Source organism: Pseudomonas sp. SM4 (assembly GCF_051913165.1).
Taxonomy (GTDB): domain Bacteria; phylum Pseudomonadota; class Gammaproteobacteria; order Pseudomonadales; family Pseudomonadaceae; genus Aquipseudomonas.
This window is the reverse complement of the sequence record NZ_JBODOE010000010.1, coordinates 46,336-68,358: the sequence shown is the minus strand read 5'-3', so window position 1 is coordinate 68,358 and position 22,023 is coordinate 46,336. Positions and strand designations below refer to the sequence as shown.

Below are 22,023 nucleotides of genomic sequence, written 5' to 3'. Positions count from 1 at the left end.
GCTCATTTTTTACTGATCAAGGTCAGCCAGGGGCTGTAGCGATCGACTCGAATGGGCAGCGTTTCGGCCAGGGCATTAAAGGTCCGCTCGGGATCGTCCAGCGGGAACACACCTTGTACGCGCAAGCTTCGAACGTCGGGAGCGACACGGACAAATCCTCGACAGTAGGGGCGCAGGGCCTCGACCACTTGCGCCAGGGATTCATCCAGCACATTCAATCGGCCGTTCAACCAATCGGCACGCCGACGCTCATCACCGCTGGCCAACGTGATAGTGCGCGAAGAAAGCACCGCCGCCTGACCTTCCCTGACGATTTGTGTAGTGCCGTCGAACAGCCGCGCTTCGACCGAATGCTGCAACACCACGAGGCGACTGGCGTCCTGCTCCTGAGCGACCAGAAAACGGGTGCCCAGAGCACGCATGTCACCTTCGGCGGTGCGCACGATCAGTGGGCGGCGCGAGTCGGGTGCGACGTCGATCAGCAGTTCGCCGTGGCGCAGAATGACCATGCGCTGCTGACCATCGAAGCGCAAATCCACCGCGCTGTCAGCGTTCAGGCTCAGACGGCTGCCATCGCTCAGATTGAAATTCTGCCGCTGGCCGCGCCCGGTGTGCAGATCGGCCAGCAACGATTCGCCGAACTGACTTTTGCTGCCCAGCCATAAACTGCCGCCGAGCAAGCCCAGGCCAGCGATCACGCGCAGGGCATCGCGGCGCGAAGCCTGCGGCTGCAATAACACCTGGCGGGCTTCGCTGGCCTGGCCGGGCAAGCGCCGGTCCAGCGTGCGAACGGTGTTGAACGAAGCGCCGAGCCGCTCCTGCAGTTTGTCCCACGCCTGGCTGTGCGCGCGATCGCTCGCCAGCCAGGCGTCGAAACGCGCCTGCGTGGCAGTGTCAGGTGTGGCAGCGCGAAGTTTGACCATCCAGTCGATGGCTTGCTCGCTGACCGGGTCCAGGCGCGCCTTGCTCATGAGGCCATTTCACATAGAAAGCACTGGCGCAAAGCCTGTTTCATGTAGCGACTGACCGTCCGCTCCGACAGCCCGAGTTTTTGCGCAATCGCCACGTAGCTCAGCCCGTCCAGTTGGCTGTAAAGGAACGTGGCTTTGACGATCATTGGCAAACCATCGATCGCCCGGTCGATGGCCACCAGCGCTTCAATCAGTTGCAGTTGTTCTTCGGGGGAGGGCACCAGGACCTCCGGCAGCGTAGACAAACGCTCCAGGTAGGCGTGTTCCAGTTTGCGTCGGCGATGACGGTCAAAGATCAATCGCCGCGCAATCGTCGACAGGTAAGCGCGCGGCTGGTCGATGCTGTCCGGATCGACGCGTGCCACCAGCAACTGGCAAAACGTATCGGCGGCGGTGTCCTCGGCGTCCGCGTGATTGCGCACCTGCCGGTTGATGTGTTGCAGCAGCCAACGGTGATGGTCGCTGAAAAAGAATCCCAGCTTGCTGGACGGAGGAGAGTGCACTGGTGGTCTTTCCAGATGTTAGTGAGAATCTCTCTCAATACTACCTGTGCCAGCGGATACCGTGCAATGTCCCTGCGTTTTAGCCGAGAGAGGCGTAGTTGATTGTCCTGAATGGGTTGACGGTGAAACGCTTTTCAACCGATTTATCCCCCTTCGATGCGTCAGTAATCTGTACCCAACTTGAACGCAACAACAACTTCCAACATCGAAAAGGGACGCAGACCATGACCACTCCAACCTACAACCGCCTGAACAAAGACGACGCCATCGTGCTGCTGGTCGATCACCAGACCGGGCTGATTTCGCTGGTGCAGGACTTCTCGCCGAACGAGTTCAAGAACAACGTGCTGGCCTTGGCTGACCTGGCCAAGTTCTTCAACTTGCCGACTATCCTCACCACCAGTTTCGAACAAGGCCCGAATGGCCCGCTGGTACCGGAATTGAAAGAGATGTTCCCGGATGCGCCGTACATCGCTCGTCCAGGCCAGATCAACGCCTGGGACAACGAAGACTTCGTCAAAGCGATCAAGGCGACTGGTCGCAAGCAGATCATCATTGCCGGTGTGGTAACCGATGTCTGTGTCGCGTTCCCGACGCTGTCGGCACTGGCGGAAGGTTTTGATGTGTTTGTGGTCACCGATGCTTCCGGCACCTTCAACACCACCGTGCAGCAGGCTGCATGGAGCCGCATGACTCAGGCCGGCGCGCAGATGATGAACTGGTTTTCGGTAGCGTGTGAGTTGCACCGCGACTGGCGCAACGACATCGAAGGCTTGGGCAACCTGCTGTCGCAGCGCATCCCTAACTATCGCAACCTGATGAACAGCTACTCGGCGCTGACGGCGCAGCAAAAATAAGCCGACACAGCTACGCGAAAAGCCTGCCCTGAAAAGCAGGCTTTTTGGCATGCGTTGGCGATTGCATGGTCAACCACAGTCACCGCTCAGCCAGCGAGCAGCTCGCTGATCCACTGTGCTTGGCGAGCGACGTCTTGCACAGTGCCTTCCGGGAGGGCTTTCTGCGCCCGGGCAAGTTGGCTCAAGGTGTTTTGCTTGTGGCGCAGTTTGCGTTGCCACTTACTTAAAAACTCAGGGCTGCGCGCCTGCATCTGTAGCGGACCGAAGTACAACTCCTGGTCGGTATAGCTCACCGGTTCGTCACGTTCGGCGACGATGATTTCGTAGTCGAAGCGGTTCTCCCGCAGGATTTCCTCGCAGAGGATGCGGTAGCCGTTGTCCATCAACCATTGGCGCAGCGGTTGCTCGCCGCCATTGGGTTGCAGGATCAGGCGTTCGCTGCCGCTCAAGTGGGTTTTGCCGCTGGCGAGGATGTCGCGAATGGTCTCGCCGCCCATGCCGCAGACGGTGATCACGGTAATGCCATCGTCAGATTTGATCGCCGCCAGACCATTGGCCAGGCGAACCGTGATGCGATCGTGCAAGTTGTTGTCGCGAACGGTGCGTTCGGCCGAACGGAACGGCGTCAACGCGACTTCGCCAGCCACCGCCGCTGCAATCACGCCGCGCCGCATCAGCGCCACCGGCAGATAGCCGTGATCGGAGCCGATATCGGCCAGTCGTGCGCCGGCCGGCACATGCGCGGCGACGCGCTCCAGGCGCATGGACAATGTCTGTTGGTTCAACGGCAACCCCTGTTCGCCCCACACCGGCGGCATTTTTCGCGGAAAAAGGGCTGCGACTTTGTCGAGCATCACCGGGCGTGTCAAATCCCGGCGACAAAATCGACCAGGCCCATCGGCATCACTGCGCTGCCGATGGGCTTACGGCACTAGCCGGCGAGCGTGGCGTTATCGATCACGAAGCGATATTTCACGTCACCTTTGAGCATGCGCTCGTAGGCATCGTTGATCTGCTCGGCGCGGATCAGCTCGATGTCGGAGACGATGCCGTGCTCGGCACAGAAGTCGAGCATCTCCTGAGTCTCGGCAATGCCACCGATCATCGAGCCGGCAATCGTGCGGCGTTTCATGATCAGGTTGAACACGTTCGGCGATGGGTGCGAAGTGGCCGGAGCGCCCACCAGCGTCAGCGCGCCATCGCGCTTGAGCAGCACGAGGAACGCATCGAGATCGTGTGGGGCTGCGACGGTGTTGAGGATCAAGTCGAAGCTCTTCGCGTGCGCGGCCATTTCCTCGGCATTGCGCGACACCACCACCTCATCGGCGCCCAACGCTTTTGCCGCCTCACGCTTGGATTCGGAGGTGGTAAAGGCAACGACATGCGCGCCCAGGGCATGCGCCAGTTTGATGCCCATGTGGCCCAGGCCGCCGATGCCGACCACGCCGACTTTCTTGCCCGGCCCGGCGTTCCAGTGACGCAACGGCGAATAGGTGGTGATGCCCGCGCACAGCAGCGGTGCGACTGCCGCCAATTGTGCTTGCGGGTGGCGGATGCGCAGCACGTAGCGTTCGTGTACGACGATGTTTTGCGCGTAGCCGCCCAGCGTCCAGCCCGGTGCATCCGCGGTCGGGAAGTTGTAAGTGCCGATCATGCCGTCGCAGTAGTTTTCCAGACCGCTTTCGCAGTCATCACAGTGTTTGCAACTGTCGACGATGCAGCCGACGCCGACCAGATCGCCGACCTTGTAATCCGCAACATGCGCACCCACCGCCGAGACGCGACCGACGATCTCGTGCCCCGGCACGCAAGGGAATTGCGTGCCGGCCCACTCGGCGCGCACCTGATGCAGGTCGGAATGGCAAATGCCGCAGAAGGCGATATCGATCTGCACGTCATGGGCTGCCGGGGCGCGACGCGCGATCTGCATGGGCTCAAGGGGTTTGTCGCCAGCGTGGGCGCCGTAGGCTTGTACAAGCATGGGAACATCCTCAGTCGATTTGTCGTGGGGACATTCTTGGGGTTTTGCCCCGCCGTGCAGTAGTGCATTCCTGTGCGATCCTTGTCTGATCCTGCGAGCCCTTGTGACGTTGCGCCGACAGACGCTCGCGCTGTTTGCAGGTAATCTGCCGGTTCTGACTAAAACAAAATCAAAGCAGGAGTCATTGATGCAAGCGATCCGTCTCGGTCTGGTGGGTTACGGCAAAATCGCCCAGGATCAACACGTCCCGGCGATCCACGCCAACCCCGGTTTTCAGCTGGTGTCCGTTGCCACGCAAGGCAAGCCCTGCGCCGGCGTAGAGAATTTTCAGTCCTTGAGCGAGTTGCTCGAAAACGGCCCGCCGGTCGATGCGATCGCGTTCTGCACGCCACCGCAAGGGCGCTTTGCTTTAGTGCAGCAAGCATTGGCCGCGGGCAAACATGTGCTGGTGGAAAAGCCGCCGTGCGCGACGCTGGGTGAGGCCATGGCATTGGTTGATCAGGCCTCGGAGCAGGGCGTCAGCGCGCTGTTCGCCTGGCATTCACGCTACGCGCCGGGCATTGCCATCGCCCGAAATTGGCTCGCCACGCGCACTTTGCAAAGCGTGCAGATCGACTGGAAAGAAGACGTGCGCAAATGGCACCCCGGCCAGACCTGGATCTGGCAACCCGGCGGCCTCGGCGTATTCGATCCGGGCATCAACGCGCTGTCGATCGTCACCCACCTGCTGACGCTGCCACTGTTTGTCGAATCCGCCGAACTGCGCGTGCCGAACAACTGCCAATCGCCGATCGCCGCCTCGATCAAAATGTCCGACGCGCAGCACCTTGATGTGCGGGCGGAGTTTGATTTTGATCACGGGCATGATGAGCTTTGGAGTATCGAGGTTCGCTGCAAGGAAGGCGTGTTACGACTGGATAATGGCGGGGCGCTGTTGAGTATTGATGGTGTGCGTCAGGCAGTGTCGGAAGAGGGTGAGTACGCGGCGGTGTATCGGCATTTTCAGCAGTTGATTGGCGAGAAGGGCAGTGATCTGGATTTGCAGCCGTTGCGGTTGGTGGCGGATAGTTTTTTTGTTGGGAGCCGGGTCTCGGTTGCCCCTTTCTACGACGCTTGAATACATAACCGTGTAGGAGTTGCGGCACGCTGCGATCTTTTAATGTTCAAAAATCAAGATCAAAAGATCGCAGCGTGCCGCAGCTCCTACAGGGCGATTTTAGAAACGGTCAAGCCTGTAAGATTCGCTGCTCGGCAACTCGTTCAACGCCATCCCGACAACCATCTCCGCCGTCACCGCCGCCTGCGTCAGCCCCAGATGCTGATGACCAAACGCAAGCAACACCTTGCCCCCACACACCCGATCAATCACCGGCAGCGAATCCGGCAACGACGGGCGAAAACCCATCCACGGCGTTGCACTTTCAGCGCTCAGATCCTTGCGAAACAATCCCTGGCTCAACCGATGCAACTGCCACGCGCGCTCCATGCTCGGTGGCTTTTCCAGCCCGGCAAATTCAACCGTACCCGCCAGCCGCAATCCCTCAGTCATCGGCGTCATGATGAACTTGCGTTCCAGTGAGGTGACGGGGAAGGGCAGGCGGTCGTGTTCCTGCGGCAGCATCAGGTGATAACCGCGTTCGGTGTCCAGCGGGACTTTCTTGCCGGTGAGTGCTGCGGTGAGTTTTGCCGAGTGTGCGCCGCAGGCAATCAGCACTCGGCGGGCGGCCAGAACGCCGTTGCCGGTGATCAGTGAAACGCCGTTTTCTTCAACAGAGCCCCCTTGCACTTGTTGCTGCAGAAAACTCACGCCGCTCGCTTTTGCCGCTTCAACCAATTCGCACACCACCCGGTACGGGTCAATGAAATGGCCGGTGCGCGGAAAGAACAAACCGCCCTGAATCTGCTCGCTGAGTTGCGGCGCAGTGTCCTGAATGGCTTTGGCCGGCCAGAATTCGACGGGCACTTCCTGTTGGCGCAATCGCGCTTGCAAGGCATCGAGGGCCTGACGCGATTCAGGGCGTTCGAACACCAGCAACGAGCCGTCGACCTTGAGCAGGTCAGGCCGCGCGATGTCCGCGAGCAAGCGTTGCCAGGCGTCCAGGCTGCTTTCATTGAGCGCGCGTAATCCGGCCACGGTGTTCTGAAACGGCTCCGCCCGCAGATTCAGCAGCAGCCGCGTGAACCAAAGCAAGGCACGGGGCAGGTATTTCCAGTCGAGACGCAACGGGCCCATCGGGTCGAGGAGCATGGCCGGCAGGCGTTTGAGGATCGACGCATCGGCAATCGGAAACACCTGCTCAGTCGCCAAGTGCCCGGCGTTGCCGAACGAGGCGCCGTGGCCCGGTCGCTGTTGATCGATGACCACCACGCGCAAACCCTGGCGCGCCAGGCGCAAAGCGCAAGCGACGCCGATGATGCCGGCGCCGACCACAGCGATGTCGTGGGAGACGTTATTCGCCATGGTTCAGGGCTTCCCTGTGCCCATCGAGCAGGCGACTCAAGTGCAATGGATTGGCCTGTTTCAGTGCGGTCGGCAGCAAGCTGTCGGGGAAATTCTGGTAACAGACCGGGCGCAGAAAACGCAGGATCGCTGCCGTACCCACGGATGTCGTTCGCGAGTCGGAAGTCGCCGGGAAGGGCCCGCCGTGCACCATGGCATCGCAGACTTCAACACCGGTCGGCCAACCATTCACCAGTAAACGCCCGGCCTTGCGCTCCAGAGTCGGCAGCAGCGCGCGGGCTTGCTCCTCGTCTTCATCATCCAGATGCAGCGTGGCGGTCAGTTGACCTTCCAGGTGCTCGGTGACCTGACGCATTTCTTCCACGCTGGCGCATTGCACGATCAGCGACGCAGCGCCGAACGCTTCGCTTTGCAGGTTGTGATCCGCGAGGAAATCTACCGCGTCGCTGACAAACACATGCGCCTGACCTTGATTCGGGGCGCTGTCAGCCTGGCCGATGGCCGCAACCGTCGCCCGAGGGTTTTCGTCCAGTGCATTCACCGCCGATTCATAGGCCTTGAAGATGCCTGGCGTGAGCATCGTCTGCGCCGGGCTGCGTTCAATCCGTTGCGCTGTGGCGGCGATAAAACTGTCCAGCGCCGCACTCTTCAGCGCTATGACCAATCCCGGGTTGGTACAAAACTGCCCGGCACCCAGCGTCAGTGAAGCGACAAAGCCTTCAGCCAACGCTTGCGTGCGGTTTTGCAAAGCCGCCGGAAACAGCAACACCGGGTTGATCGAACTCATTTCCGCGTACACCGGAATCGGCTCGGGCCGCGACTGCGCCGCTTGCATCAGCGCCAGACCACCGCTGCGCGAGCCAGTAAAACCGACGGCTTTGATGTGTGGGTCGCTGACCAGCGCGATACCGACTTCGCGCCCGGAACCGTACAACAGCGAAAACACACCTTCCGGCAAACCACAGGTTTTAACTGCTTGTGCCACCGCGCGGCCAACCAGTTCGCTGGTGCCGGGATGCGCACTGTGCGCCTTGACGATCACCGGGCAACCGGCCGCCAGCGCCGACGCGGTGTCACCGCCCGCGACCGAAAACGCTAACGGAAAATTACTCGCGCCGAACACCGCCACCGGCCCCAGCGCAATCTGCCGTTGACGCAGATCCGAACGTGGCATCGGTTGGCGATCCGGCTGCGCGTTGTCGACGCGCACATCCAGCCATTCGCCCGCGCGCACGGTGCGTGCGAACATTGTTAATTGTTGGCAAGTGCGCCCGCGTTCACCCAACAGGCGAGGGCGTGGCAGTCCGGTTTCCGCCATCGCGCGATCAATCAGTTCATCGCCGAGGGCTTCGATTTCTTCGGCGATGCTTTCCAGAAATTCAGCGCGGACATTCAGGGGTGTCTCGCGATAAGCGTCGAACGCCGCCCAGGCCAATGCGCAAGCCTGCTCGACGTGTTCAGCCGAACCGCCGGCATAGGCCGGTTCCAGCGCGGTATCCGTGGCCGGGTTGATGCCTCGAATGGCTTCGCGGTTGCCCGCAACCGTGTGCTGGCCGATCAGCATGTGGCCCGTCAGAGTCATGGTATTTTCCTGATGAAAGTAGTGATGCCTGCCGTGAGTCAAAAACTGCACGGCAAGCGAAAGAAAAGATCAGGCGAAGTTCTGTTCTGCCGACCAGTTCTCGTACCAGTGACGGAACAGCGAGTACTGCTTCTCGGCATAACGTCGCTGCGAGTCGCTCAACGCATCGGTTTCGTTGAAGTGCAGGGTGTATTCCTTGTCGCCGTTGAGCACCATCAAGTGCTTGTAATACAGCACCAGGTCGCAGCCTTCATCGAACGACGACAGCACTGCCAGCGCCGATTCCAGCTCCCGCGCCTGACGCCGCGCCTTGGCATCTCCTTGAGCGGCCTTCTTGCTCAGCGCCACCAATTGCAGCACTTCGCGGGGCAGGGCGTTGCCGATGCCGGTGATTGCGCCGGTGGCGTTGCAGTTGACGAAACCGTGTACCACTTGCGTGTCGACGCCGACCATCAGGGTCACGTTTTCATCTTTGGAGGTGATGTTTTCGGCGGCGTAACGCAGGTCGGCGCCACCGCCAAATTCCTTGAAGCCGATCAGGTTCGGGTGCTCGCGGCGCAGTTCGAAGAACAGGTCGGCGCGGGTGGCGAAACCGTAGTAAGGGCTGTTGTAGATCACCGCCGGCAGGTTCGGCGCCGCTTGCAGAATGGCTGCGAAGTGGGCCTTTTGCGCAGTGGCCGAAGCGCCACGGGACAGCACGCGCGGAATCACCATCAAACCTTGCGCGCCGACTTTTGCCGCATGCGCCGCGTGGGCGACTGCTTCACGGGAATTCACCGCGCCGGTGCCGACAATCGTTGGAATGCCCGCTGCCACTAGACGCGCCACGCCTTCCTGCCGCTCGGCCTCGGTGAGCAGCGGCCAGTCGCCCATCGAGCCGCAATACACCACCGCGCTCATGCCGATGTCGATCAGCTCGCGACCCTTGGCCACCAGCGCGTCGAAGTCCGGTTTGCGCTGGGCGGTGCACGGGGTCATCAGGGCCGGCATGCAACCGGTGAAGATGTTGTCGCTCATTGTTTTAACTCCTTGGCACATCATTCAAATTGAGGTGAAAAGTCTGCGCGGTGGCTCAGATGCCCCACGCGAACGGGTCTGCTTCGTCGATCAGCAAGGTGCTGTCGGCGGTCATGTAGGCGCGGCCAGTGATGAATGGGCGAATGCGTTCGCCCTCCCATTCGAAGCGGCCTTCGAACTGGCTGCCGGTGATGCTCGCCTGCACCCAGGTCACACCGGGTTGCAGCTTGTCGTCGGCAGCGAGGCAGGCGAGTTTGGCGCTGGTGCCGGTGCCGCACGGGGAGCGGTCGTAGGCTTTGCCGGGGCACATGACGAAGTTGCGGCTGTCGGCGTTGGTGTCATCGGCGAACAGTTCGATGTGGTCGATCACCGCGCCGTCTTCGCCATGAATGCCTTGGTCTTCGAGGGCCTTGAGCATTGCCCAGGTGTAAGTCGTGAGGTGTTCGACGTTGTCCATCGTCAGCGTCTGGCCGTGTTCGGAAACGAGAAAGAACCAGTTGCCGCCATAGGCGATGTCGCCGAAGACGCGGCCGAATCCCGGTACGTCCACCGGCACTTGTTTGCGATGCCGATAAGCGGGGACGTTGCCCAGCGTGACCGAGCCGTCGTCATGCAACGTGGCGCTGACCGGGCCGACGGGCGTGTCGATCTTGTGCACGCCGGGTTGGATTTTTCCCAGGTATTGCAATGAATTGATCAGGCCGATGGTGCCGTGGCCGCACATGCCGAGGTAACCAGCGTTGTTGAAGAAAATCACCCCGCACGTGGCGTCCGGCGACACCGGTTGGCAATACAACGCGCCGACCAGCACATCGTTGCCGCGCGGTTCCAGCAGGCAGGCGCGGCGCCAAGCGTCATGCTGATTGCGCAGGGCGTCGCGTTTTTCCACCATGCTATTGCCGGGCAAATCGGGGAACCCTGCCATCACCAGACGCGTGGGTTCACCGCCGGTATGGGAATCAATGACGTGTAGTTTTTTCATGAAGAGATCCCGTTGGATGATTTCAGTAGGCGCCGGCAGGGCGCGCGGTCACGGTCGAAGCGGGAGCGGCGACTTCGCTTTCTTCGTCGTCCTCTTCAAGGCGCAGCAGGTGCGCCGGCACGCCGGTCGCGGCGCCCCAGTAATAAATGCCTGTGGCGCAAACGGCGACGACAATGGTGTCGAACGGATGAACGAGGATGCCGAGGCCACCAAAGGTGCCGAGTTTCGACAGCACGATGGTCACCGCGTAGAAGGCGATCAACCACGCCGAGGAGCGCACCTGGCTGGCCAGATTGAGGTGAGCGGTCGGCACGAAACGGCCGCACAGCAGGTACACAACGAACATCAGAATTTGCAGGCCGAGTAGCCACGACACGGTGTTCCAGCCCGACCAGTAGACGATCAGCGCGGCGATGATGAATGACACCGGCCCGAGCACGCCCATGCACTTGACCCGGAACGGACGCGGCATGTTCGGCGCATTGCGGCGCAGTGCAGCCACCGACACCGGCGCCACGGCGTAGCTCAGCACCAGCGCGGCGGAGACCACGTTGATCAGCGCTTCCCACGACGGAAACGGCAGCGTCCAGAACACCGACAGGGCGAAGGTCAGCCACAGTGCCGGACGCGGGATGCCGGACTTTTCGTCGATGTGGGTGAAGACTTTGAAGAAGGTGCCGGTCTGCGCCCAGCCGTAAATCACGCGCGGCGTGGCGTTCATGTAGATGTTGCCGCAACCGCTTGGCGAGATCACCGCGTCAGCGACCACCAGATAGGCCAGCCAACCGACGCCCAGTGCCAGGGCGATGTCGCGGTACGGCAGGGAAAATTCCTTGCTGATCCCGGCCCAGCCATTGGCGAGCATTTCGGTGGGGATGCTGCCGAGAAAGGCCATTTGCAGCAGCACATAAATCAACGTCGACAGCAGCACCGAGAGGATCAGCGCGATAGGAATGGTGCGCTGCGGATTCTTCACTTCACTGGCCACCGAGATGATCGGTGTCAGCCCCAGATAAGCGAAAATCACGCCACCCGCCGACACTGCCATTTCGATACCGGACAAGCCGAACGGGGCGAAACCTTGCACGTGGAAGTTGGCCGGTTTGAAGAAGGTGAAGAGCACGCCGATCACCAGCAGCGGCACGATGAACTTGAACACGCTGACCAGATTGTTGGCCTTGGCGAAAGTTTTCACACTGCGGTAGTTGAGCAGGAAAAACACGCAGAGCAGACCGAACTGCAGCATCCAGCCGAGGATCGTCGGGTTGCCGCTGCCCGCCTGGGTCAGCTCGGGAAACCATGCCGCCGCGTATTGGCGCGAAGCAACCACTTCGATCGCCACCAGACTGGAAAAGGCGATCAGCGTGATGAAGCCCATCAGGTAGCCGAGCAGTGGCCCGTGGGAGTAAACCGGGTAACGCACGACGCCGCCGGCACGCGGTAGCGCGGCGCCCAGTTCGCAGTAGACGATGCCCAGCAACAACACGGCAAAACCGCCCAGCAGCCAGGAAAAGATCCCTGCCGGCCCGGCAATCGCGGACACATGACTGGCCGCGAACAACCAGCCGGAACCGAAGATCGCTCCGAGTCCGATAAATGTGAGGTCGATCAGTGAAAGCTGTTTTTTGAACTTGCCTTGGCCTGACATGGCATCGCCTTCTTGTGAGTTATTGGATAGGCAGTGGGGTGTCACTGGGGCCAGACTTTGAACCGAACAGGCGGGCGGCGATTGATGTTTTATCGCCGGTTCGATGACGAAATCAGCACAATTGCACCGATCAAACGCGGCCCTCGACACGGTCGGGACGATCCTGCAATCTGCAGGCAAATGCCGCCCGGCTTAACCTTCGACAGGGGAGCAACCTTGATGCATAGCGCGTTATCGATGCTGTCCCAAGGCGTTGACGGCAATCGCCCGCACACCCTTGAAGCATTACTGGCCGGCGCCGCGCAGCTGTTGCCGATGCTCGACGTGATTCCCAACGCGGTGATTTTCATCAAGGATGTGCAAGCGCGTTACGTGCTTGCCAACCGCACGTTGGTGCAGCGTTGCGGCCTGAAGGATCTGCGCCCGTTGCTCGGCAAAACCAGTGCGCAGGTGTTCCCGGCGCAACTGGGGCCTGGGTATACCGAGCAGGATCGCAAAGTGCTGGAGGAGGGGTGGGTACTGGAGGATCAGCTCGAACTGCATCTCTACGGCAGTCGCGAACCGGGTTGGTGCCTGACGCACAAACAACCGTTATATAACCGCGACGGTGAGATCATCGGTCTGGCGGGGATTTCGGTCGATCTGCAATCGGCCAGCGAAACCCATCCGGCGTTCGAGCGGCTGGCCGCCGTCGACGAGCATATCCGTGGCCATTTCAATCGCCGTGTGACCTTGGTTGAACTGACGCGGATTGCCGGCATTTCCGTGGCGCAACTGGAGCGGTACTGCAAACGCGTGTTCCACCTGACGCCCCGGCAGATGATCCAGAAAGTGCGCCTGGAACACGCTCATCGCTTGCTGCACAGCGACCTGCCGATCACTGACGTAGCCTTGCAATGCGGCTACACCGATCACAGCGCTTTCACCCGACAGTTCAAGGCCTCGACCGGCTTCACCCCGCGCCAGTACCGCCAGGCAACAGGCCACTGATGCCCATACCCTCACACACCGCACCCCTGTAGGAGCTGCCGCAGGCTGCGATCTCTTAATCTTGTTTTTTACGGTCAAGATCAAAAGATCGCCGCCTTCGGCAGCTCCTACAGAGGGGATTTCAGGCGAGGACGGTGAGCCATGCCGACAGCAGCAGTAACAGCGCCAGTGCCGCATTCATCCGCTTGAACGCCTGCGGTGTGCCGAACAACCGTGCGCTGCCGACACCGAGCAATGCCCAGAACGTCATGCACGGCAACGACACCAGCAGAAAGGCCAGCGACAACACCAGCAGCCACAGCGTCTTGTCACCGCCGCCGACAAACACGCTGACCACCGCCACCGCCATCATCCACACCTTGGGATTGACCAGTTGCAACAATGCCGCGCCCATCGCGCTGATGCTTTGATCTGGCGCATCCGTCGAATCCAGCGAAGGCGGCGCACTGCGAAAGATCTGCCACGCCAGCCAGCTCAACCAGAGCACCCCGCCCCAGGCCATGGCTTGCTGCACGCGCGGAAAGCGCAACAACGTTTCGCCGGCACCGAGCCCTACCACCAACACAATCAGTGCCGCCGCCGCGCAAGCAGACAAAATGATCGGCAGCGTGGCGAACAGCCCCTGACGCGAGCTGTGGCTCAACACCAGAATATTGGTCGGCCCCGGTGTGATCGACGCGACGAAAGCAAACAGCAGGAAGGGCAGTAATGACGCCATGGGCGGGCTCCTTGGAAGTAAACACAGGAAGCCATGATCACCAGTCGACGCGCGTCAGTCTGGAAGATTTGAGCAGCGCTTGCGGTAGTCGGCAGGGGTCAGTTGATAGGCGCGGCGGAACCAGCGGCCGAGATGACTTTGATCGGCAAAGCCGAGCACGCTGGCGACCTGTACCGGCGTGGCACCCCGCGCAAGCAACTGCCGCGCCTTGGCCAGACGCAACTGGATCAGGTACGCGTGCGGCGCCAGCCCGAAGGCAGCCTTGAAGGCGCGGGTCAGACGAAAACGGTCGATAGCACAGACTCGGGCCAGGTCATCGAGACCGATGTCCTCGTAGACGTAAGCGTGCAGATAATCGCGCGCGACTTGCGCCACCCGTGGCAGGCGCGGATCGATTTCCTGGCGTTTGCGCCAGTCCAGATGACGCGTCAGCGAGCCCAGCAGACCGTCGATGGCGGTCTGGCGAACGATGCGCAAGTCACCGTCATGCAAGGCATGGAAGGCTTGAACGATGGCGGCGCAAAGGCGCGAATCCTGGCTCAGCGTGTCGGCAAAGCCAGGCTGACTGTCGGCCGGTGCGTCTTCGAACAGCGCATGCATTTCACGCTCAAGCCAATGCGGATCGAGGTAGAGCATCGAATAGGTAAAGCCTTCCTCGGTCGGCGCCTGCCCATCGTGAATCTCCCCCGGCTCCAGCAAGAACACGTTACCCGGCGTACTGCGATGACGCACGCGGCGGCAATTGAACTGCTGCACGCCTTGCTCGGTGACGCCGACAAGAAAACTGTCATGCCAGTGCGGGTCGTAGGCGTGCCCCTGAAAATGCGCGCGAATCGATTCAATCCCGGTATCGACATCCTGGGACAGATCAATCCAGCTGCGTTTATCCACGGCAGGCTCCTGAGCTCGGCTTCGACAAATACGGCCTCATAAAATACCGCGCAGCGACCACCGGCGTTTAGAACATTTGTGCAAATGGGCAACGGCAAACGGCTAGACTCTACACGTCAACACCCACATGCAGCAGGTGAACGCGATGATCGGCCCACTGCAACACCGATGCGCGCCGTGGCTCACGCTCTGCCTGATTGCCCTCAGCCTCACGCTGACTGCCGGCTGCTCAAACCGCAAACACTATCCGCCCTCGGGCGTCGGCGACAGTTGCTACGCCAAGGCATTGCCGACGGTCGGCGAGGGCGGCCTCGCCTGGGGCTCCAGCCTGAACATGGCGCGGCAGAAATCGATGAACAACTGCATCCGCTACGCCGGCCGCTCCGGGGGCACGCCCAATACGTGTCAGGTGGTGTTGGCCAAGTGCAAATAGTCTATGACAGAGGATAGAGTGGATAAGCGGTCCCACAATCAGCATCTTCGCGGCGCGCAAGATTTATCAGAAAGCGGGATTCGAGTTGTTGGAGGAGGGGCCGATACACAGTTTGACAAAGCCCTTGCCAGGCATATCTGGGCAAAGGAGCTTTATGGCGAAGTTGTTCTGATCAGGAAGGATTCATTGAATCTGCAACTTGAAATCGATAAGGTTTTTTCAGGTCAGGCATTTGCCCGGCCGTTGTTCTATGCCGTACCCGAAGGACTGCGTTTTCAACTCTCGGAGTCGGGAGCAGTGATAGATCGGTTCCTGCTCGCCTTGCGCAAGTCGGCCATGATCTGCAGTGATGTCTTCTCAGGGGAATCCGAGTGTTCGGTTTGTTTGCGCATTCATTCCGGCAACAACCGATTTGCCCATCGCACGTTACTTCGGACACTTCAAACGCTGGGCGTCGCGATCCCTGCAGAACGTTCAGTCTGGAGTGAGCAGATTGATCCCGCGGACTGGTTCTGCGAAAGCGCACCGGAGCATTGGGTTCACATTGCCTTTAAGGCCCCGGTGAGTCTGCTTGAGACATTGCTCTGGTGTGCATTGGCCAAAGACTTCGGCGTGATCACGCCCGCACTGCATTGCGCGGTCTATCTGTTCAACTTGAAAGCGCGGGTCATGGTCCTGCCCTATGACGACCGGGGAATGGACGTGGTCGGGCCCAACAAGGCTCTGCTTGGAGCACTTTATCGTCGGCACAATGCGTGGCTGCTCGATCACGACCGGCCGGCAATGGACGCGGTGTTCACCGCGCACCTGATGGAGCCTTGCCCTCGCTGTAGCAGCGTCGCTCATGTTCGACCCAAAGCCCTGCTGATAGGTGCGGCAAGCCCCAAAAAGCGCTTCAACGGAGAAGAGAAGGCGGGTTATCAACGCCTTGATCAGCTCGCTGTTGATGAATGCAAAGCCGAGTTGTTGAAAGAGGCTCCACTCCAGCAACTGGTTGACGGCTTCTACTGCGATCAGTGTGGGCACGGATTTGTCGCCAGTGCTTTGAGAGGCGGGTGATCGTGTACGAGCAAGGCTTGTCCGCGAAGAGGCCACACCTGACAGCACCCCCACACGCACTCGCGACAAGCGTCCCCTGCCGTTACACTGCGCCCCCGAATTTAGGCAAGGAAGCTTTGGATGCGCTCTCTTTTAACTGGCGTGCTCTTGTGCACGTCTCTGGCCGCGCCGGTTGTAGCCGAGGCACTGTCATTTGCCGTCAATGATCCCAGCGGTCAATACCAGGTGGAAGTGCTGTTCCCGCAGGAACCCGAAACGCCTTACCAACTGGTGCCGGCGCTGATTACGTTGCGCGACCACCATACCCTCGAAACGCTGCAGCAATTGCGCACTCCGGCCGGGAACCTGTCGACTCAGCGCGATGACAACAGCCTGATGTGGCTGCTTGGGCCCTATGGTTTGGTGAACTTCATCGACTTCAATAACGATGGACGACTTGACCTGGTCATTCGCAACGGCAGCTCCGAGGCAGGCGATCAGTCGCGATTCGATGTCTATTTGCAAGATGGACAGAAACCCCAATGGGTGCTCAATGAGGCATTGACGGATCTGGCAACGCAGAGCAGCAGCGGCTTGTTTACGGTCAACCCGACTGACGGAACCCTTCATTCGCAAACGAACAGTGGGTGCTGTCAGATAACGTCTACCCAATGGGCCCTGCGCGATGGCCAATTGATTCGCCTCCACGCCTACACTCAGGAAGAGGTCTCGCCGAGCACGTGGAATGACACCTCCAGCATGCCTCGCGGCTACATGCTGCGCACGACCGGCGAATTGAAGGATGGGCAGTGGCACGAACAGACCCGTCTGGAGGGCCCGGTCACTGAAGACCCACAAATGCTCCGTGGTCTGCTCAATGGCAAGATCCCGGTAGAGCTTTGGTATCAGGATCAGGGCGCCGTGCTGATCGGCGAAGTGCGCTACACCAAGGGCGGTAATGGCCAGCCGATCAAGTTGCTGGGTTTTCGCGACAGTTTTGACGAAGTCGATAATACCGTCGTCTTGCTTGAAATCGCTGACGACGGGCGTAAGACCGGCATCTGGCGCATGACCCGGGCCACCAGCGAGCCTTATGTCTATAGCGGAACATGGATCAGCGGGACGAAGGGTGACGCTCGTGAATTGGCGATTTCGTTGCACGATGAAGAGCGGGCGCCGGAGATGGGCAAACTCTACGATGTCCCCCGTGATCAACGCAGCGGTCATTACCAGGTGCGTAACGATTTTCTCGGGCGCGACGGCGATCTGGCGTTGAAGATCCTGCCTGATCGCGATGCCCAAGGCCGGGAACTGGCGGAAGTCACGGTGAAATTGCGAGACACGGCAACCTCGACAGAAATCGTCACCGAACACCACATCGTGCCGATGGCAGCCGATAACCTGATCATCGTGCAGACACCGCAGGCACCGGAAAAAAACGGCCCGTATCACATTCAACTGGTGAAAAACTTCGCGGTCATCGCTTACAACTACGCGACCGACTCTCAGGACATGCTCACAGGCGTCTACCGCAAACAACCCTGACCAAATGCTACTCGACGCCTGTCGCCCCCTGTAGGAGCTGCCGCAGGCTGCGATCTTTTGATCTTGATCTTAAAAACCTAGATCAAAAGATCGCAGCCTTCGGCAGCTCCTACAGGGGGCCGGGATGGTGATGTTGTCTGAAAGTGTTCGATTACCGGATAGCCAAACCTTGCTCCAATTGCTCGCCTCAGCGCGGCGGCGTACTGTGACCGGTGATGCCGTAAAACCGTGAACCCATAATAACGACAAGATCGAGCACCGCCCCATGGACAGCCATCTGCTGAGCGACCGCAGCAGCGTGTTTCGTCACGCTGACCCTTATGCCGTCTCCGACTACGTCAATCAGCACGTCGGCCAGCACTTCATCGGTCTGTCCAAAACCACCCATCCGCAAGCCAGCCTCAACCATCGCAAACTCGCCGACCTCGATCTGGCCCGCATCAGCTATGGCGGCAGTGTTCGCGTGACATCATTGGCGCTGGAAACCGTGTACCACCTGCAAGTCCTGCTGCAAGGCAATTGCCTGTGGCGCGGGCACCAGCGCGAACAGCATCTGGTGCCGGGGGAGTTGCTGTTGATCAATCCGGACGATCCGGTTGATCTGACCTACTCGGATGACTGCGAGAAATTCATCCTCAAAGTGCCGGTCAGCGTGCTCGAGTCGGTGTGTGACGAGCAGCGCTGGATACGTCCCTCGAACGGCATTCGTTTTCTGCGCAATCACTATCGGCTGGATGAGCTGGAAGGCTTCACGAATCTGCTGGCGATGATCTGCCAGGAAGCCGAGGCCAGCGATCCGTTGTTGCGGGTGCAGGAGCATTACGCGCAGATCATCGGCAGCAAGTTGATCTCGCTGATGAGCACCAACGTCAGCCGCGAAAATCTGAGTGCGCCCAGCGTCAGTTTCGAGCGCATTCTCGATTACATCGAACGCAACCTGAAACTCGATCTGCCCGCCGAACATCTGGCCGCACAAGCGAGCATGAGCCCGCGTTCGCTGTACTCCCTGTTCGAGCGCCAACTCGGCGTCACACCGATGCAATACATCCGTCAACGCAAGCTTGCGCGCATTCACGCCTGCCTCAGCGACCCGAGCTGCCCGGTGCGCAACCTCACCGAACTGGCGCTGGACTACGGCTTCCTGCACCTGGGCCGTTTCTCCGAAAGCTATCGCCAGCAGTTCGGCGAACTGCCGTCGCACACCTTCAAACGTCGCCACTGATCGCCCTTCGAAACAATCCGAATCACCTGCCGCGCCGTCCTGCACAAAACGGATAGCGATCTGCAGGAATCGGCTATTGCCCCGTGCTGCGCCTCCCTAATCTGACCTGGCCTGAACAATAACAATGGAGGCCCTGGCCATGTCCCTGGGAATCGACTACCTCAATGCCATGCTTGAAGAAGACAAAGACAAGGGCGCCTACCGCTGCAAGCGGGAGATGTTCACCGATCCGCGTCTGTTCGAACTGGAGATGGCGCACATCTTCGAAGGCAACTGGATTTACCTCGCCCACGAAAGCCAACTGCCCAACAACAACGATTTTCTGACCACCACCATGGGGCGCCAGCCGATCTTCATCGCGCGCAACAAGGACGGCGTGCTCAACGCTTTTCTCAACGCCTGCAGCCATCGCGGCGCCATGCTTTGCCGGCACAAATCCGGCAACCGTTCCAGCTACACCTGCCCGTTCCACGGCTGGACGTTCAACAACAGCGGCAAACTGCTCAAGGTCAAAGACCCGAGTGAAGCCGGTTACCCGCAAGGCTTCAACTGCGAAGGCTCGCATGACCTGACCAAGGTTGCGCGTTTCGAGTCCTATCGCGGCTTTCTGTTCGGCAGCCTGAATGCCGATGTGAAATCCCTTACCGAGCACTTGGGCGAGTCAGCGAAGATCATCGACATGATCGTCGATCAATCGCCGGACGGTCTGGAAGTGCTGCGCGGTTCCAGTTCCTATATCTACGAAGGCAACTGGAAACTCACTGCCGAAAATGGTGCCGACGGTTATCACGTCAGCTCCGTGCACTGGAACTACGCCGCCACCCAGAACCAGCGCCAGCAACGCGAAGCGGGCGAGGCGATCAAGACCATGAGCGCTGGCAGTTGGGCGAAGAAGGGCGGCGGTTTCTATTCCTTCGATCACGGCCATCTGCTGCTCTGGACGCGCTGGGCCAATCCCGAAGACCGTCCGGCCTACGAGCGCCGCGACGAACTCGCTCGGGATTTCGGTCAGGCCCGCGCTGACTGGATGATCGAAAACTCGCGCAACCTGTGCCTGTACCCCAACGTGTATCTGATGGATCAGTTCAGTTCGCAGATTCGCATCGCCCGGCCAATCTCGGTCGACAAGACTGAAATCACCATTTACTGCATCGCCCCCAAAGGCGAGAGCGCCGAGGCGCGCGCCAAACGTATTCGCCAGTACGAAGACTTCTTCAATGTCAGCGGCATGGCCACGCCGGATGATCTGGAAGAGTTCCGCTCGTGCCAGACCGGTTACGGCGCCGGGCGCGGCTGGAACGACATGTCCCGAGGCGCGACCCATTGGGTCGAAGGCGCCGACGCAGCGGCCGAAGAAATCGACCTGAAACCGCTGCTCTCCGGTATGCGCACCGAGGACGAAGGCCTGTTCGTGCTGCAACACAAGTACTGGCAGGAGACCATGCTCAAAGCCGCTGCCGCCGAGCCACAACTGATCCCCGTGGAGGCTGTGTGATGAGCAATCTCTACGACAATGTGCGTGATTTTCTCTACCGCGAAGCGCGTTATCTCGATGACGGCCAGTGGGATCAATGGCTGGAGCTGTACGCCGCCGACGCGACTTTCTGGATGCCGGCCTGGGACGACAACGACACGCTCACCGAAGACCCGCAAAGCGAAATCTCGCTGATCTGGTACGGCAATCGGGGTGGCCTCGAAGACCGCATCTTCCGGATCAAGACCGAGCGCTCCAGCGCGACGATTCCCGACACCCGCACCTCGCACAACCTGAGCAACATCGAGATCGTCGAGCACAGCGCCGACCAGTGCCAGGTGCGCTTCAACTGGCACACCCTGAGCTTTCGCTATCAGGTCACCGACAGCTACTTCGGCAGCAGTTTCTACACCCTCGATCTGCGTGGCGAACAGCCGCTGATCAAGGCCAAGAAAGTCGTGCTGAAAAACGATTACGTCCGTCAGCTCATCGACATCTACCACATCTAGTCGACACGGCGAGGTGCACCATGAATTTCCAGATCGCACTGAATTTTGAAGACGGCGTCACCCGTTTCATCGAGGCCGGCAGCCATGAAACTGTTGCCGACGCGGCGTATCGCCAAGGCATCAACATCCCGCTGGACTGCCGTGACGGCGCCTGCGGCACCTGCAAATGTTTCGCCGAGGCCGGGTGTTACGAGATGGGCGACAACTTCATCGAAGACGCCATGAGTGCCGACGAACTCGCACAAGGTTATGTGCTGACCTGCCAGATGCGCGCCGAAAGCGATTGCGTGGTGCGAGTGCCGGTTGGCTCGCAGGTCTGCAAAACCGAACAGGCCAATTTTCAGGCGTCGATCAGCGATGTCCGGCAGTTGTCCGAGAGCACCATCGCGCTGTCGATCAAGGGCGAGGCGCTGAGCAAACTGGCGTTTCTGCCGGGGCAATACGTCAACCTGCAAGTGCCGGGCAGCGAACACAGTCGTGCATATTCCTTCAGCTCGTTGCAGAAGGATGGCGAGGTCAGCTTTCTGATTCGCAACGTGCCCGGCGGCTTGATGAGCAGCTTCCTCACCTGCCTGGCCAAGGCCGGCGACAGCATGAATCTGGCCGGGCCGCTGGGCAGTTTCTACCTGCGCGAAATCAAGCGGCCGCTGCTGTTGCTCGCCGGTGGTACCGGTCTGGCGCCGTTCACCGCGATGCTGGAAAAGATCGCCGAGCAGGGCAGCGCGCACCCGGTGCATTTGATCTATGGCGTGACCAACGATTTTGATCTGGTTGAACTGGATCGCCTCGAAGCCTTTGCCGCACGCATCGCCAATTTCAGCTTCGGCGCCTGTGTGGCCAACCCGCAGAGCGTGCACCCGCTCAAGGGCTACGTCACCCAGCACATCGAACCGCGCCACCTCAACGACGGCGACGTCGACGTCTACCTGTGCGGGCCACCGCCGATGGTCGAGGCGGTCAGTCAATACATCCGCGAGCAGGGCATCACTCCGACGAATTTCTACTACGAAAAATTCGCAGCGGCCTGACCTCCATAAACCGAGCCCGCAATCACCTGTGGGTGTGTCCGCACCTGTGGTGAGGGGATTTATCCCCGACGGGGCGCGCAGCGGCCCTCGCTTTTGCCTCATAAAAAGATGGGCCTGCTGCGCAGTCCAGCGGGAGCAAGCTCCCTCGCCACAAAGGGCTGTGTGTGCTTAAG

Annotated in this window: 21 protein-coding genes; 10 read left to right on the top strand and 11 right to left on the bottom strand. The window is 60.2% G+C overall.

Annotated features, from left to right (window positions below; genetic code table 11):
- Positions 1-2: 2 nt before the first annotated feature.
- Both ACQ4MY_RS19205 and ACQ4MY_RS19200 read right to left on the bottom strand, forming a co-directional pair.
- A complete protein-coding gene (locus ACQ4MY_RS19205) occupies positions 3-971 on the bottom strand; it encodes a FecR family protein (RefSeq protein ID WP_008081398.1) in 969 nt (322 codons plus the stop codon).
- Entirely contained in the window at positions 968-1,474 is a 507-nt protein-coding gene (locus ACQ4MY_RS19200) for a sigma-70 family RNA polymerase sigma factor (protein ID WP_008081399.1), read from the bottom strand. The genes ACQ4MY_RS19205 and ACQ4MY_RS19200 overlap by 4 nt, the downstream gene beginning before the upstream one ends.
- Before the next feature lie 224 nt (positions 1,475-1,698).
- Between ACQ4MY_RS19200 and ycaC the strand changes: the two genes are divergently transcribed.
- Positions 1,699-2,331, top strand: coding sequence for an isochorismate family cysteine hydrolase YcaC (gene ycaC / locus ACQ4MY_RS19195; RefSeq protein ID WP_008081401.1), 633 nt, complete (start codon positions 1,699-1,701; stop codon positions 2,329-2,331).
- A gap of 86 nt (positions 2,332-2,417) precedes the next feature.
- Here the strand turns inward: ycaC and ACQ4MY_RS19190 are convergent, their stop codons facing one another.
- Positions 2,418-3,116: a tRNA (adenine(22)-N(1))-methyltransferase gene (locus ACQ4MY_RS19190; RefSeq protein WP_440096244.1), complete on the bottom strand. Its 699-nt coding sequence runs from the start codon at positions 3,114-3,116 to the stop codon at positions 2,418-2,420.
- Positions 3,117-3,262: 146 nt separating this feature from the next.
- Entirely contained in the window at positions 3,263-4,312 is a 1,050-nt protein-coding gene (locus ACQ4MY_RS19185; protein ID WP_440096140.1) for an NAD(P)-dependent alcohol dehydrogenase, read from the bottom strand.
- 187 nt (positions 4,313-4,499) lie between these two features.
- Here ACQ4MY_RS19185 and ACQ4MY_RS19180 point away from each other — a divergent pair, with 187 nt between their 5' ends.
- Positions 4,500-5,429, top strand: a complete 930-nt coding sequence (locus ACQ4MY_RS19180) for a Gfo/Idh/MocA family protein (protein WP_440096139.1) — start codon at positions 4,500-4,502, stop codon at positions 5,427-5,429.
- 99 nt (positions 5,430-5,528) lie between these two features.
- On the opposite strand, the gene ACQ4MY_RS19175 is transcribed toward ACQ4MY_RS19180, so the two are convergent.
- From ACQ4MY_RS19175 to ACQ4MY_RS19155, 5 genes are all read right to left on the bottom strand, one after another.
- Positions 5,529-6,773, bottom strand: coding sequence for an NAD(P)/FAD-dependent oxidoreductase (locus ACQ4MY_RS19175; RefSeq protein ID WP_440096138.1), 1,245 nt, complete (start codon positions 6,771-6,773; stop codon positions 5,529-5,531).
- Positions 6,763-8,355, bottom strand: coding sequence for an aldehyde dehydrogenase (NADP(+)) (locus ACQ4MY_RS19170; RefSeq protein WP_440096137.1), 1,593 nt, complete (start codon positions 8,353-8,355; stop codon positions 6,763-6,765). Before ACQ4MY_RS19170 ends, ACQ4MY_RS19175 begins: the two co-directional genes overlap by 11 nt.
- Positions 8,356-8,424: 69 nt before the next feature.
- The gene (locus ACQ4MY_RS19165) at positions 8,425-9,372 is read right to left on the bottom strand and encodes a dihydrodipicolinate synthase family protein (RefSeq protein ID WP_440096136.1); all 948 of its coding nucleotides are present in this window, start codon (positions 9,370-9,372) and stop codon (positions 8,425-8,427) included.
- A gap of 55 nt (positions 9,373-9,427) precedes the next feature.
- On the bottom strand, positions 9,428-10,354 hold the full coding sequence (locus ACQ4MY_RS19160; protein ID WP_440096135.1) for a 4-hydroxyproline epimerase: 927 nt from the start codon (positions 10,352-10,354) through the stop codon (positions 9,428-9,430).
- A gap of 22 nt (positions 10,355-10,376) precedes the next feature.
- Entirely contained in the window at positions 10,377-12,002 is a 1,626-nt protein-coding gene (locus ACQ4MY_RS19155) for an APC family permease (protein WP_440096134.1), read from the bottom strand.
- Positions 12,003-12,221: 219 nt separating this feature from the next.
- Here ACQ4MY_RS19155 and ACQ4MY_RS19150 point away from each other — a divergent pair, with 219 nt between their 5' ends.
- Positions 12,222-12,992 (top strand): helix-turn-helix domain-containing protein, encoded by a 771-nt coding sequence (locus tag ACQ4MY_RS19150; RefSeq protein WP_440096133.1) that lies wholly within the window; start codon positions 12,222-12,224, stop codon positions 12,990-12,992.
- Between the two features lie 121 nt (positions 12,993-13,113).
- Here the strand turns inward: ACQ4MY_RS19150 and ACQ4MY_RS19145 are convergent, their stop codons facing one another.
- Together ACQ4MY_RS19145 and ACQ4MY_RS19140 are read right to left on the bottom strand one after the other, a co-directional pair.
- Positions 13,114-13,710 carry a LysE family translocator gene (locus ACQ4MY_RS19145; RefSeq protein WP_440096132.1) on the bottom strand — a complete coding sequence of 199 codons (597 nt, stop codon included), beginning with the start codon at positions 13,708-13,710 and terminating at the stop codon, positions 13,114-13,116.
- Between the two features lie 54 nt (positions 13,711-13,764).
- Positions 13,765-14,601: an AraC family transcriptional regulator gene (locus ACQ4MY_RS19140; RefSeq protein ID WP_440096131.1), complete on the bottom strand. Its 837-nt coding sequence runs from the start codon at positions 14,599-14,601 to the stop codon at positions 13,765-13,767.
- A gap of 145 nt (positions 14,602-14,746) precedes the next feature.
- On the opposite strand from ACQ4MY_RS19140, the gene ACQ4MY_RS19135 reads away from it, so the two are divergent.
- The 7 genes from ACQ4MY_RS19135 (at position 14,747) to benC (ending at position 21,850) form a co-directional block, all read left to right on the top strand.
- On the top strand, positions 14,747-15,034 hold the full coding sequence (locus ACQ4MY_RS19135; RefSeq protein ID WP_008081335.1) for a hypothetical protein: 288 nt from the start codon (positions 14,747-14,749) through the stop codon (positions 15,032-15,034).
- Between the two features lie 18 nt (positions 15,035-15,052).
- Positions 15,053-16,093, top strand: coding sequence for a DUF3885 domain-containing protein (locus ACQ4MY_RS19130; protein WP_440096130.1), 1,041 nt, complete (start codon positions 15,053-15,055; stop codon positions 16,091-16,093).
- Between the two features lie 120 nt (positions 16,094-16,213).
- Positions 16,214-17,617 carry an XAC2610-related protein gene (locus ACQ4MY_RS19125; RefSeq protein ID WP_440096129.1) on the top strand — a complete coding sequence of 468 codons (1,404 nt, stop codon included), beginning with the start codon at positions 16,214-16,216 and terminating at the stop codon, positions 17,615-17,617.
- 265 nt (positions 17,618-17,882) lie between these two features.
- A complete protein-coding gene (locus tag ACQ4MY_RS19120) occupies positions 17,883-18,839 on the top strand; it encodes an AraC family transcriptional regulator (RefSeq protein WP_440096128.1) in 957 nt (318 codons plus the stop codon).
- A 139-nt stretch (positions 18,840-18,978) separates the two neighbouring features.
- Positions 18,979-20,334 carry a benzoate 1,2-dioxygenase large subunit gene (gene benA, locus ACQ4MY_RS19115; protein ID WP_440096127.1) on the top strand — a complete coding sequence of 452 codons (1,356 nt, stop codon included), beginning with the start codon at positions 18,979-18,981 and terminating at the stop codon, positions 20,332-20,334.
- Positions 20,334-20,822 (top strand): benzoate 1,2-dioxygenase small subunit, encoded by a 489-nt coding sequence (benB, locus tag ACQ4MY_RS19110; RefSeq protein ID WP_008081326.1) that lies wholly within the window; start codon positions 20,334-20,336, stop codon positions 20,820-20,822. Before benA ends, benB begins: the two co-directional genes overlap by 1 nt.
- 20 nt (positions 20,823-20,842) lie before the next feature.
- A complete protein-coding gene (benC, locus tag ACQ4MY_RS19105; protein ID WP_440096126.1) occupies positions 20,843-21,850 on the top strand; it encodes a benzoate 1,2-dioxygenase electron transfer component BenC in 1,008 nt (335 codons plus the stop codon).
- The last annotated feature ends 173 nt before the right edge of the window (positions 21,851-22,023 follow it).

What these genes read in the sequence shown, in the direction of transcription:
- benB (WP_008081326.1), top strand. Translation starts at nt 20,334, where the DNA reads ATGAGCAATCTCTACGACAATGTGCGTGATTTTCTCTACCGCGAAGCG.
- ACQ4MY_RS19150 (WP_440096133.1), top strand. Translation starts at nt 12,222, where the DNA reads ATGCATAGCGCGTTATCGATGCTGTCCCAAGGCGTTGACGGCAATCGC.
- ACQ4MY_RS19180 (WP_440096139.1), top strand. Translation starts at nt 4,500, where the DNA reads ATGCAAGCGATCCGTCTCGGTCTGGTGGGTTACGGCAAAATCGCCCAG.
- benA (WP_440096127.1), top strand. Translation starts at nt 18,979, where the DNA reads ATGTCCCTGGGAATCGACTACCTCAATGCCATGCTTGAAGAAGACAAA.
- ACQ4MY_RS19155 (WP_440096134.1), bottom strand. Translation starts at nt 12,002, where the DNA reads ATGTCAGGCCAAGGCAAGTTCAAAAAACAGCTTTCACTGATCGACCTC.
- ACQ4MY_RS19170 (WP_440096137.1), bottom strand. Translation starts at nt 8,355, where the DNA reads ATGACTCTGACGGGCCACATGCTGATCGGCCAGCACACGGTTGCGGGC.
- ACQ4MY_RS19165 (WP_440096136.1), bottom strand. Translation starts at nt 9,372, where the DNA reads ATGAGCGACAACATCTTCACCGGTTGCATGCCGGCCCTGATGACCCCG.
- ycaC (WP_008081401.1), top strand. Translation starts at nt 1,699, where the DNA reads ATGACCACTCCAACCTACAACCGCCTGAACAAAGACGACGCCATCGTG.
- ACQ4MY_RS19185 (WP_440096140.1), bottom strand. Translation starts at nt 4,312, where the DNA reads ATGCTTGTACAAGCCTACGGCGCCCACGCTGGCGACAAACCCCTTGAG.
- ACQ4MY_RS19160 (WP_440096135.1), bottom strand. Translation starts at nt 10,354, where the DNA reads ATGAAAAAACTACACGTCATTGATTCCCATACCGGCGGTGAACCCACG.
- ACQ4MY_RS19120 (WP_440096128.1), top strand. Translation starts at nt 17,883, where the DNA reads ATGGACAGCCATCTGCTGAGCGACCGCAGCAGCGTGTTTCGTCACGCT.
- ACQ4MY_RS19145 (WP_440096132.1), bottom strand. Translation starts at nt 13,710, where the DNA reads ATGGCGTCATTACTGCCCTTCCTGCTGTTTGCTTTCGTCGCGTCGATC.
- ACQ4MY_RS19205 (WP_008081398.1), bottom strand. Translation starts at nt 971, where the DNA reads ATGAGCAAGGCGCGCCTGGACCCGGTCAGCGAGCAAGCCATCGACTGG.
- ACQ4MY_RS19125 (WP_440096129.1), top strand. Translation starts at nt 16,214, where the DNA reads ATGCGCTCTCTTTTAACTGGCGTGCTCTTGTGCACGTCTCTGGCCGCG.
- ACQ4MY_RS19175 (WP_440096138.1), bottom strand. Translation starts at nt 6,773, where the DNA reads ATGGCGAATAACGTCTCCCACGACATCGCTGTGGTCGGCGCCGGCATC.
- benC (WP_440096126.1), top strand. Translation starts at nt 20,843, where the DNA reads ATGAATTTCCAGATCGCACTGAATTTTGAAGACGGCGTCACCCGTTTC.
- ACQ4MY_RS19135 (WP_008081335.1), top strand. Translation starts at nt 14,747, where the DNA reads ATGATCGGCCCACTGCAACACCGATGCGCGCCGTGGCTCACGCTCTGC.